We start from the raw sequence: 12176 nt of genomic DNA on the forward strand, positions 1-12176 counted from the left end.
TAGTATAGCATGAAACCAACCACGCAGGCTATTCTCTAGCACCTTCACTCTTGCTTTCCTGTTCACGTGTTGTCCATGGTCGGCGTACTGGTTTTAATAAGTAAGCAGACCAGCATAATAACCCTACGCTAAGCACCAGATAAAAGCTGGCGAAATAGATCCAATAGTAATCTTCACTCATAGAAATGGAAGAAAAAACATCGATGCCAAGAATGCGCGATCCGACTAGACACGGATTAATATAGGATAGCCACTTTAATAGAAAAAAGCTTTCTATTCCATAATCGGTGTCCGGATACCAGTAACGAATAATCGCTAACAAGAAGTACAAGAGAAACGCTGTACCTACCACAAAGAAAAAGGCAATTCCATAGGCAGTAATCGTACTTACACCTGTTCGTTTGACCCAAGTTGAACAAAAGATACCTAACGAACCAAAAAACATAATGTTGATAGCAAAAAATAGGATCATACTAAAAATTTGAGATGGCGATACTCCTCCATACAAAAATACAAAACTGTAAAGTGGTAGAGAAGCCACAATCAAGAGAAACATAAATGACAATGAAGTAACCAGCTTGCTTAAAATAATCCGCCGAGGCGATAACTGGGTAGTTAATAGAATATTAAGGGTTTGCCTTTCCCTTTCCCCACTAATAGTCCCTGCTGCTAACGCTGGGGCTATAAAACAAATCAAGGCATATTGCAAAGCTGACATTGCAAAAAATAGATTGTCACCTTGCCCTAAAAAGACCGTGTCCGTTTTCTCAATGATGGTCAAATACCCCAACAAAACAGCTCCAAACACCATTAAATAACTGAAAAGAATCCAGATTGTCTTTTTAGAGCGAAATCTCTCCCGCAATTCTTTCGAAATAAGCGGATTACCAAAAAAATGACCCATTAGTTCCCAACTCCTTCCGTAATCGCTAGGAACACATCTTCCAGGTTTTCTTGTGAGTCAGCAAAATGTGTTACAGGAACATTTGCCTGCATGAGCTGCTGCAATAGAACAACCTTTTCTTCCGGCGAACCAGTAAAATGAAAACGGAAATGACTATTTTTGTTATCTAAGCGTTTCACAAAGGGAGAAGCAAGCAAAATTTGTTCAGCAAGCTCTAGGTTACCCAACGTTTTTAGTTGCATAATGGAGATACCTCGTGTCTCCGTGCTCACCTCATTAACGGCTCCATTTGCAATAAGCTGACCTTTTTCAATAACTCCAATTTCATCGCAGAGCTCTGCTAATTCTGGCAAGATATGTGAGCTAATCAGAATCGTTTTGCCCATTCCTTGTAATTTCTTTAAGATCTCCCGCATCTCAATGCGTGCCCGTGGGTCCAGACCTGAAGCAGGTTCGTCCAAAATAAGAACCTCTGGGTTATGAACCAAACAACGCGCTAAACCAAGACGCTGTTTCATTCCGCGAGACAAATGATCGACATAGGCATCTGCTTTGTTACTGAGATTAACCAAATCTAACAGATCAGCTATTAAATTCGAACGATTACGCGCTGGAATATTGTATGCACGTGCATAAAAGTCAAGATATTCCGTTGCTTTTAAGTTATCATAAACACCAAAAAAATCAGGCATATAACCTAGTAACTGTTTAACTTCTTTAGGCTCCTTCTCTACATCATATCCACCAACATAAGCTTTCCCACTGGTGGCTGGCAGGAGGGTAGCCAGAATCATCATTGTCGTACTTTTTCCTGCACCATTTGGTCCAATAAATCCATACACCCTGCCTTTTTGGATGGACAAATTCACATTTTTTAGCGCTTCAAATTTCCCATATTGCTTGGAGAGATTCTGCGTCTGTATCATTATCGTTTCTCCTTCCCTTCCAACTGGAAGACAGGTTGTGGAATGGAGACAGGTGAATCTCCTTCATAGATGAATCTAATCAAAACAAACCCTTCATTATTTACATATTCTTGTGGGTTGGTTTTTAACTGCAAAGAGCTATTACTATCAAGTATTTTCCATTCTCGAGAAGTCGCATGGTACACAGCTTTCTTCACAGATTGATAAGCAAGATTATCCAGTGGAGCTAGCACGTTCGTTAGTTCTACATTGGATGGAATTTGTACTCCATATGTTACTTTTCCCTTAAACATAGTGACTGTCTCATTATCTTCTCTTACTACTTTACCTTCCGTACTAAGAATCCGAACCCGTAACGTCCCATATGGATAAGTGATGTGGTTGGTTTGAGCATGTTTCAGCAGGATTGGTTGTTGAACAAATGTTAGATAGTTTTGTATAAAGCCTTGTTCAGATGTAGTAAACACTTTATATGGGCTCTCACTTACGCCTACCAGATTTAATCCGCTGACACTACTCATCCCTTGCAACGAATCATTGTATAATAAAGCCTTTTGCCGTTCATTTTGGGTAGGATATGCCTTTTCTTCAAAGGAAAAATCTTGTTTATAAAATGGTTTTACCTCTTCATTTATCTGCTTAGTCTCCCCTTTTGCGAGAGAGCCTAGCTCCATTCTTCGCTCGCCCATCGTAAGATACAACTCTTGGTAATCAAAAACACTCTTGTTTGTGATCGTGCCTTTGATATGCTCTTGTTCAAATAACAAATCAGCTTGTATCTCGCCAACATCTTTAACCAAACCTCCGCCATTAATCGGCTTTTGCGTCATATAAGGAATTTGGTTTATCGTTGTTTGAAATTGGCCTTGATCGTTTTGACGAATCGTATAGGCTAGGTTGTCTCTATCTTTTTTTTGTGTGTATTTCATAAGATTTCCTGGAACAATCAAGCCATCTTTTGAATCTAATCTGATATCGCCCCCAGAACGTTTCAACACGGTTGCATCAGATTTTAAAATCGCTAAATCAGGTTTAATCGAAATAATCTGGTTTACTGTGTAGATCTTATCATTCGGCGCTATTAAATTCTTACCAAAAGAAAGTGCTCCAACACTAACAAGTAAGGCAGAGACAGGGATAATGCCCCATGCCCAATCCCGACGATCTCTACGCTTTAACAATACATACAGGATAGGTCCAATTAGTAATACATAACCGATCCAGACTAAGAATAGCAACGAGGCAGAAGGCACATGAACATCTGGAATATGATTAGCCAAATTATAGAAGGCAGGATTTCGATTTAAATAAGGAAAGCGGACTTGGCTATTTAGTTCATATTGAGACACCAGTTTACTCCACAACTGACGATTAAATTCCCAAGAGGCCAAAGGCTGGGCATTCACATCATAGTTGGCAAAGAATAATGTACCTAAACCCACTTTTTGGGTCGAGAACAATGGCAAGGACTTGTTATACACCTCTATTTGTTGAACAGGTAAAACGGACTTTTTACCCATTTCTGTAAAAGGAGATAGATCTTTTGTGACACCAGGCTGCTTGATCAAAGCAGGCATCCACTCTTTAAAAGATTCCAATATTTCAGAGGGGGTAGCAGCTGAAACCAATAGATTACCTCCAGCATATACCCACTCTTTGATTCCTTCCATCTGTTTAGATGACAAACTATTTTTTGAAATATCTCCAATCACTAACATATTGATATTACTTAGGACGTGAGTTTCGGTAGGAAGCTCTTCTGGAATAATATTACTGACCAGCATACTATTCCAGGTCAATTCTTTCGTAAACTCTTTATTTTGGTCGTCTATGTCACTTTCTTGTTTTACTTGGTTTAAAAATTGCATACTATTTTCGTGTTGATCTAGTACAACAACGCTTACTTGATCCGACTGTTTTTCTCTAACCTGATAACTGGGTGTTACCTTGGCAAGCAATTGATCTCCTTGATAGAACCCCAATCGTAATCTACTACCATTATCTAGTATATCTTCACTGGGTAAATCAAAGAAAACGTGCTTTGTCTCCCCTTTTTGCATAGTAATCTCTTTTAAATAAGGAAGCTTTCTTTTACTTCCATAAAGCTCCTCAATCGTAAATCGTAGTTCGCCAGTAACTGCATCTCCGTTATTGGTAATATCCGCATATACGCGAATTAAATTATCTTGGCTCGTTACTTCAGCAAATGGGACCTTTGTCTTTATTTCAATTCTGTCCGCCGCATACGCAACAGGAGCTTGAAATCCCATGAAAGCGAGCGCAATCGCTACCATCCATTTCCACATATATGTTCCTCCTATTATTGTAAATCAAGCGGCGTAAACATAAAATCTTGTTGATCAGTGGTGACAATTAAAAGGTGCTTTCCATCGCTCGTCCATTCAGCCCGCTTCACTGATTCTTTATGAATACTGGATGGTAATTTTACTTTTTTCCAGTTTTTTATGGTTTCATCCATCGTACCCATTAACAGGACTCCTTCTGGTGAAAGAATCGTAAGTTGCTTAGCTGATAACCAGGACGGAGAGCTTCCTTTCACTTTTTCCTTGATTTCCGCTGTCTGCCGATCAAAAATACTAACTTCTCCATTCTGTTCAAAAGAGAGGTAACGACCATTGAGAGACCAGGTCGCCTTCGAACCGTCAGCTACCTTTTCTTTGCCAAAAGTACGCAGATTGGTCACCCAAATCTCAGGATTATTTTGCATAAATACTGTATAGGCTAAAAATTCATCTTTAGGATCGAATGAAGGGTCAACCAATGGACGATTCTCCTGTTCTAACAGAAGTCGCGGTGCATAACTCTGTTCTTTACTCTGATTGAGTTGCACAATCCATAATTTACTTTTATCTTTACTGTTCTCTGTCAAAGCTAGTTTCTTACCTGTAGAATTCCATGCTATGGAGTCATACGTACCAATTTGTTGTGGAAGTTCAATAGGAGCATCTATTTCACTACCATACTGACTGATAATGTGTAATTTGTTATCAGCTTGCAAATAAGCGACTTGCAGGTCTGAGGATAGCACGGCCGTATCAGTAGACAGCTTAGGAATAGTGATAGATGACTTAGATATGGCAAGATCAACATCCGCTTGAGCCACATTTACATACAAAAAAGCAGCCAAAGCAACTGTTCCTACTCCCCCCAGCATATACCAGCCTCTTTTACGATTAATTCTCTTTTTATCTTTATGCTTCATTTCTTCCTGGCGAACTACCGTAAGCTGTGGTTGTTTTTGCCCATGCATTTGCTCCATTAATTTACGCTTTAAATCTTCTTTTAACCGATAGTTAACAGGAACCGCCTTCCGCATATCACTTAGATGCGACAAGAGTTCAACCACGGTCTGTTCATGTTCATTTGTCTGATCTGATGCATTACGTAGATCATCCTTCATGGCAATCACCTTCCTCATACAAACTCTGCAAGACTTTAATTCCGCGGTGAGAGATCATCTTAACGGACGATTCACTTTTAGCTAACACTTCCGCAACTTGTGAAATCTTTAGATCGGCAAAGAAACGAAGCGTCAAAACATCACGCTGATCCTGTGATAACATATTTAACCTTGTCCGCAACAAAGTCATTTCTTCTTTAGATAAAGCGCGCAGTTCTGGTTGATACTCATCATCTGCTTCTATAAACAATAATTCCTCTGCTTCTGTAGGATATTCACGAATCTTACGGACAAAATCGATAAACGTATTATGAGCGATACGAAAAATCCAAGATGCAAATGGACTTCTACGGCTATATTGATCAAATTTCTCCAGTGCTTTTAAAAATACGCTGGTGGTCAAGTCATCTGCATCCCACGAACTATGTACACGACATCGTAAATATCGATTGACTCGATCAAAATATTCATCATATAACTCAGGGAAATCTCTCGCTTCATAGTAATCAATCTCTATCGCAACAGACGGGTTTTCCTTACCGTCCTGCTTAACGGCCATTACCATCCCTCTTCCTCCACACTGTATGTTTCTACTCCAATTGACGCATCATATCTAAAAAAGGTCACAGACAGAATCAAAAAAAGTGTGAAATATGCACTTTTTCTTATACGTAAGGAAAAAAAAAGAAACGCACAGAAAAAAACATCCTTGTTCCCAGTAAAATAAGGGAGCAAAGATGTTTAGTTGTTGCCCTTGCTAGTGGCCTGATTTCTCAGACTCTTTACAATTCAATACACTACGAACATATATTTGAAATTCATACTTATATGGATTCTCGTCGTTTTGTACACCAGGTGCCCTCTCTGTTAGCACCCATTCTGATTCATCAAAAGTAGGAAAAAAAGCATCTCCCTTAAATTCCTGCTGAATCTGAGTGATATACATTTTATTCGTGTACGGCAATAGCAGCTTGTAGATTTCCGCCCCACCAATAATAAAAGCTTCTTCTGTGCTATCTACCAGTGCAAGAACATCTTCAATCGAATGAGCGATTTCACAGCCATCCGCCTGATAATTTGTTTGTGTCGTCAGCACGATATTGCGTCGATTAGGTAAAGGTTTCCCAATAGATTCATGCGTTTTCCGTCCCATGATAACGGCATGCCCAGTGGTGATTCGGCGAAAATACTTAAGATCTTCTGGTAACCGCCAAGGTAGTTGGTTATCTTGACCAATGACTCGATTTTTTCCCATAGCAAAAATACTTGATAGCACTAAATAGCCACCTCCATGGCAATTTTAGGCTGATGTTTATAGTCAATTAATTTCACATCATCTGGTGTAAAATCATAAAAATCGGTAATCTCGGGGTTAATCCAGAAGCTAGGAGCTGGATAGGCCTCCCTAGTTAGTTGTGTGCGTAAGCCTTCAAAGTGATTTTCATAAATATGTGCATTATTAATATAGTGTTGGAATTTTCCCGGCTTTAGACCTGTGACTTGCGCGATCATATGAATGAGCACAGCATACTGGGTAGTATTAAACGGAATACCTAGGCCCATATCACCGCTACGTTGTACAAGAGTGCAGTTTACATAACCATCCGCTACATCCCACATGGTTTGGAAAGCACATGGTTGCAACGCCATTTCTTCTAAATCGTTCATATCCCATAAGCTAATAATATGTCGGCGTCCTTGAGGATCATTTTTCAGACCATCGATTAGCTTGTCAATTTGCTTGTGTTTTGCAATCTGATAGCCGTATGCTTTTCCGATCGTTCCATCCTCTTTAGCCCATTCATCCCATACGTGTACACCCATCTCTTGCAACAGCTTCACATCATTACTTTGATGCTTATAAATCCATAACAATTCTTTGACTGCTGTCTTAAACGCAACAAATTTAGTTGTTAAGATCGGAAATTCTTTCTGTAAATCATAGCTTAGTAGCTTACCAAATAGTTTTTTCGTAGCTATGCCTGTCCGATTGTTATCATAATATCCGTTTTCTAAAATATCTTCCACCAAAGCAAGGTATTGTATGTCTGCTTGACTCATCGTTATGTTCACGTCCTTCTTACAAACTCTAAGACAGTATAACGAAACATCGCGTTCTTGAAAAGCTTTTCGCAAAATGTGCTTTGTTGATCAAACTCTGTTGGAAAAACAGGAATTTCGCCAAAATCATGATGCTAACACTCCCATCTCATTCAGATAAATAACATTATTTCATTACCACAGCTGGTTGATAGTAAAAATATAACGAAATAGTTAAAAGGAGTAAAAGACAGAAGACAGGTAGGGATGTCATTTGTTAGATTTTTATTCTCTTATATAAAAAACATTGCTGAAGCATGTCGGATTTGACAGCTTTAGCAATGTTTTTACGACTCACATACCGTTGTAGCTTACAAACTCTCCATTTGGCTTGCGATAGCCACGTGGACGTTGACTCGAAATCTTTTCTTTTCCCATGGTAATCATCATCACGGTTTCATACTCATCAGGAATTTGTAAAATTTCTTTAATAGCACTTGGATCAAACCCAATCATCGGGCACGTATCCCAACCTTTTTCTTTTGCGGATAGTATAAACAACATAGCAGATAGGCTTGCATTACGAATCGCGTCTTCTTTCATAAATGTTTCGCCTCTACCTTCATACATCCCTGTCACAATTTCAATTGTACGATCTAGCTCTTGTTTGCTCAGAATTCCGAGATTGTGCATGCCTTCATTAATTTTAGCCACTCCTTGATAAGCGTTCCGATTCCCCAATACCAGAATAACCGCTGAAGACGTATGTACTTTATACTGCTTGCACGATTCATAAATCTTTTCTTTTAAGATAGGATCTGTCACTACCAAGTAATGTGTATGCTGAAGATTAAAGGCAGAAGGAGAATATTTAACTAAACCAAAAATCTCTTCAAGATCAGATTGTGGGATTTCCACCCCTTCTATGAAATTATTAGCGGAACGTCGACTTTTAACTATGTTTGTAAAATCATTCATGTATACTACCTCTTCTCATTTTATGTATAACGATTAGTTACAGGAAGAGGAGGAAAGCGAGAGGACAGTAAGTTCTCTCCACAATTACCTCACTCTCTCCTGCCACTTCCTACCTACTTCGTTCTTGCTTCATCAATTGCCCTTTTCCTACAGGACTTACCTTGGCAAACGTGGTCATTTACCTCTTTACTATACAATAATGGAGAGTGAATGTAGATACTACTCTATTTTCTGATCAACCTTATGCGAATAAAGCATAAGCGCCTGGTCCAATCAATGCGACACCTATAGCCACCGCTAACAAAACCAGATTGTATTCCATTCCGTTTTGAGTAACCCACAATCCATTTTTTCCATGTACAGTGAAAATGGCGATCAACATGGTCACAGCGATTAGTGCTCCTCCTACCCAAGTAAACACACCGGATGCAAATAATAGCCCACCCACCACTTCACTAGCTCCCGCCATGAATGCCATCAACAAGCCAGGTTTCACACCGATTGATTCTAACCAGCCTGCCGTACCTTTTAAACCGTGCCCACCAAACCATCCAAACAATTTCTGTGTACCATGACCAATAAACAAGAGACCTACAACTAATCGAATAAGTAAAAGTCCTGCATCCATTTTCTTTTCCTCCTTAGGAATATGTTTTATTTTGAGTATCTTTAATTAAAGATATATACGAAAGATGGATAATATGCTTCTTTTTATTATCTCAACCGTCATCACTACTTATCAGCAAAATTCATTTGGGCTGACTTCCCTAATTTTTTCAATAAAACGATCGCAATCTCTTTTTCTTCTGAAGAAAGACCATTGAGCGCTTCTGCCAGCTTCTCTTGATGTTTCGGAAAAATATCTTGTAAGAACTGCTCTCCATCTTGCGTTAATTCCGCATAGATAACGCGTCGATCATTTGGGCAAGGCTTACGAAGCAAATATCCTTTTTTCTCTAACTTATCTACCACATAGGTAATGTTACCACTGGAGATCAAAATCTTGTCACCAATCTGCTGAAGAGGTTGTCTGCCTCTATGAAATAACAATTCTAAGACGCCAAACTCAGTGGGATTTAAGTCATATTGTCGAATATCTTTCTGAACGTGAGCAGACGCCCAGTTAAAAGCACGGGATAGCACGACGAACAAATGGAGGGATTGCTCTTGATTTCTATTTGAATCGACTGTTTCCAAGTCAATTTGTTTTGCCTGCTTGTTCAACATTTTGTTTTCTCCTTTCTTTTTACAGTTAATCTTACCTTTTGCAACTATCAAATCTATATGTCTCATTTTTTGATATCTTAAATTTGAGATATCTGAAGAATACTATCTTTTCCATCCGTTGTCAACATTTTATTGCTACTTACTCATTGTTTATACTAAGCCACATTAGGCTTTCACTCTTCTAAATAAAAAATTTACACAGTGTCGGTTACGTATTCGTCTCCTAGGAAAAATGATTGATTATTTTCGACTTGAATAATTTTGCAGGAAAGCTTAACTCCCTATCTTTATGGACAATAAGTCCGTGTGTCGAGAAAATTGGCGGACATAAGGGCAAGGTTTTGAATTGCCCTTCTTCAAGTTCTTTTCTTACACCTATTTCCGGAATTAATGCAAAACCAATTCCACTTTTCACAGATTGTTTTATCATTTCAATACTTGGAAACTCCAGTGCAGTGTTCCCCTCAATTCCAGCTTCCTGCAAAATCTTGCTAGCTTGAGTATGGTATAAACAGTTTGTCCCGAAGCTTATTACTATTTCATCATTTAGAGCATCTAGACCTTTAGATTCAACTCTTTGTACCAGTGCATCAGAGGCGATAAAAACTAGCTTTTCCTCTATTAAAGGATAGAAAACAATATCATTACGATGCGGATTTTGAGGAACAATACCAAAATCTACAGCGTGTTTTAAAACGTGATTCAGAATATCTGGCTGAAATCCTGCTTCCAGTCTTACTTTTATCTTTGGATATTGACCTAAAAATTCTTGAATAAGGGAAGACATACGCGTTAAGAAGAAAGATTCTTGCATACGAATATGTACAATTCCTTGTGGTTGATCCAGTTCGTTCATTGCCTCCTGTAAAGACATGCCTAAATGAATAAATTGGTACGCAAATGTAGCAAGCCTCAAACCAGCTTCTGTAGGTTTTACACCCCTGGATAATCGATGAAACAATTTTTGTTTACAGGCTTGTTCCAATAACTGAATATGAGTGGTTACAGTAGATTGAACATACCCTAATTTATCTGCGGCTCGACTAAAACTATTTTCTTCAATCACTGCAATAAATGTCTTAAAAAACTTCCCTTCCAATAATTCAATCATCGTATAAACAACCTCCTTGATATCGAAAAACAAAATAGCTTTTATTGTATATATTCATAAGTGAAATTGTTAATTCAATGATATATTAATTTTCGTGCAGATGAAAGACTGCTCCCAAAAATATAAGAATGCAAAAGGAGAAACAAACAATGAACAAAAAACAAGGATTTAGATTAGGTGTGTACGTTTTTAAGGACGCAGAAGTTATTGATTACGCAGCCCCATACGGTGTATTTTCGGTGGCAAGAAGATTTGATCCAGAATTGGATGCTTTTCTTGTTGCAGACGCTATGAAACCAATTCAGACACAAGCCGGTCTTACTGTACACCCTAACTACAGCTTCAATGATATGCCCGATTTGGATGCATTTTTAATTCCTGGCGGCTTTGGCACACGTCAAGAAACGAATAATAAGCGACTACACCAATACATCCAATCTCTTCCCGAAACAACTCTACTTACAAGTGTATGTACTGGTTCATGGATTTACGGTAGGATGGGACTCTTGGACGGTATTCCTGCAACAAACCGTAAAGAGCCAGATCATTTGGAAGCGACAAACATGGGCAAGGTGCCAATCGATCGATTAGCGGAAATCGCACCAGCCTGCAAAATCAGTCGTGCTCGCATAGTCGATACTGGCAGAATCGTAACTGCAGGTGGTATCGCTTCTGGCATGGAAATGGGCTTTCATTTGTTGAGAAGAGCTGGTTATGATGAAACCTTTATTTCTGAAGTAGCTCGCGTTATGGAGTATAAAGCTGCATACGACAATTACAAAAATGACATTGAATATTTTAAAGCCTAACCTATTGAGTGGATGTATGTTCTAACATCACGCCTATCAAGCTAAGACAACATGTTGTCTCAAGAATAAAAAACGCGATTCTTTCCGTAACATACGGGATAAGATCGCGTTTTTTCATAGATTTTCAATTTTTTAAAATGTATGCTCAATCTTTTCGTCGTTGTTCTTCTTGTTCTGGTGTTGTAAGACTTGAAAGTGATTATCCAATTAACAGAACGAAAGTTATAGCCATTAATCCCACTCCATTCGATTCTGCAATCGTTCAGGATCACCCTAGAAAAAGGACAGAAAGAGAGATTAAAGGAGCTTTATAAATGTTGTTCTTATGAAGAGTCTACTTTCCAGTTTGAGTATTGAGAAGAAGGAAAGAGATCGTGATCTTGCATGTTCATTGACTGTTCGGCAAAAAGGCAGTGATCAACTAGGTAGCTCAATTGTTATTCCATCAAGGAAGTTTCTCTCTAGTTAAATGTCTGTTCGACATGTTAGAGATTTTCCATGTCGTATTCAAGTTAATTCTGGTTTCCTGAATGCAGAAATTAAAGTCAGAGGATTCCGTGATACTACCATTCTAGAGAGTATTACAGTACGAGTAAGAAGAATTAGTGATTTACATGCTAGGATTACGGTGAGGAATACGCAATATGATGCAGATGCTAGCTATGTATTTTTCATGTAAGGATGTTGGAATTCAGTTTCTCAGCTTATTGAAAATACCCACGAATTCATAAACCAAAAGGATACGTGGAATTACTTGAGT

13 protein-coding genes are annotated in these 12176 nt (G+C 38.6%); 2 read left to right on the forward strand and 11 right to left on the reverse strand.

All coding sequences use genetic code 11. The features are described 5' to 3' along the window. Window positions 1–28: 28 nt before the first annotated feature. The 11 genes from EEL30_21135 to EEL30_21185 all read right to left on the reverse strand — a co-directional run bounded on the left by EEL30_21135 (window position 29) and on the right by EEL30_21185 (window position 10607). Window positions 29–904 (reverse strand): ABC transporter permease, encoded by an 876-nt coding sequence (locus EEL30_21135; GenBank protein QDX94559.1) that lies wholly within the window; start codon window positions 902–904, stop codon window positions 29–31. After that, the gene (locus EEL30_21140) at window positions 904–1830 is read right to left on the reverse strand and encodes an ABC transporter ATP-binding protein (GenBank protein ID QDX94560.1); all 927 of its coding nucleotides are present in this window, start codon (window positions 1828–1830) and stop codon (window positions 904–906) included. Before EEL30_21140 ends, EEL30_21135 begins: the two co-directional genes overlap by 1 nt. Then, entirely contained in the window at window positions 1830–4136 is a 2307-nt protein-coding gene (locus EEL30_21145; GenBank protein ID QDX94561.1) for a hypothetical protein, read from the reverse strand. The genes EEL30_21140 and EEL30_21145 overlap by 1 nt, the downstream gene beginning before the upstream one ends. A 14-nt stretch (window positions 4137–4150) precedes the next feature. Then, window positions 4151–5251, reverse strand: a complete 1101-nt coding sequence (locus EEL30_21150; protein QDX94562.1) for a hypothetical protein — start codon at window positions 5249–5251, stop codon at window positions 4151–4153. Continuing rightward, on the reverse strand, window positions 5241–5816 hold the full coding sequence (locus EEL30_21155; GenBank protein ID QDX94563.1) for a sigma-70 family RNA polymerase sigma factor: 576 nt from the start codon (window positions 5814–5816) through the stop codon (window positions 5241–5243). Before EEL30_21155 ends, EEL30_21150 begins: the two co-directional genes overlap by 11 nt. Window positions 5817–6008: 192 nt before the next feature. Then, window positions 6009–6527, reverse strand: a complete 519-nt coding sequence (locus EEL30_21160) for a dihydrofolate reductase (protein ID QDX94564.1) — start codon at window positions 6525–6527, stop codon at window positions 6009–6011. Continuing rightward, complete coding sequence (locus EEL30_21165; protein ID QDX94565.1) at window positions 6527–7312, reverse strand: thymidylate synthase; 786 nt, start codon at window positions 7310–7312, stop codon at window positions 6527–6529. The genes EEL30_21160 and EEL30_21165 overlap by 1 nt, the downstream gene beginning before the upstream one ends. 333 nt (window positions 7313–7645) lie before the next feature. Next, the gene (locus tag EEL30_21170; protein ID QDX94566.1) at window positions 7646–8269 is read right to left on the reverse strand and encodes a nitroreductase family protein; all 624 of its coding nucleotides are present in this window, start codon (window positions 8267–8269) and stop codon (window positions 7646–7648) included. A gap of 241 nt (window positions 8270–8510) precedes the next feature. Then, the gene (locus tag EEL30_21175) at window positions 8511–8897 is read right to left on the reverse strand and encodes a DoxX family protein (protein QDX94567.1); all 387 of its coding nucleotides are present in this window, start codon (window positions 8895–8897) and stop codon (window positions 8511–8513) included. A 104-nt stretch (window positions 8898–9001) separates the two neighbouring features. After that, window positions 9002–9496 carry a MarR family transcriptional regulator gene (locus EEL30_21180; GenBank protein ID QDX94568.1) on the reverse strand — a complete coding sequence of 165 codons (495 nt, stop codon included), beginning with the start codon at window positions 9494–9496 and terminating at the stop codon, window positions 9002–9004. A gap of 223 nt (window positions 9497–9719) precedes the next feature. After that, window positions 9720–10607, reverse strand: coding sequence for a LysR family transcriptional regulator (locus tag EEL30_21185; GenBank protein QDX94569.1), 888 nt, complete (start codon window positions 10605–10607; stop codon window positions 9720–9722). Between the two features lie 149 nt (window positions 10608–10756). Here EEL30_21185 and EEL30_21190 point away from each other — a divergent pair, with 149 nt between their 5' ends. Further along, a complete protein-coding gene (locus EEL30_21190; protein QDX94570.1) occupies window positions 10757–11416 on the forward strand; it encodes a DJ-1/PfpI family protein in 660 nt (219 codons plus the stop codon). Between the two features lie 469 nt (window positions 11417–11885). Beyond that, complete coding sequence (locus EEL30_21195; protein QDX94571.1) at window positions 11886–12095, forward strand: hypothetical protein; 210 nt, start codon at window positions 11886–11888, stop codon at window positions 12093–12095. Window positions 12096–12176 lie beyond the last annotated feature (81 nt).

Origin of the sequence: Brevibacillus laterosporus, assembly GCA_007833815.1 — a bacterium.
GTDB classification, from domain to species: domain Bacteria; phylum Bacillota; class Bacilli; order Brevibacillales; family Brevibacillaceae; genus Brevibacillus_B; species Brevibacillus_B laterosporus_D.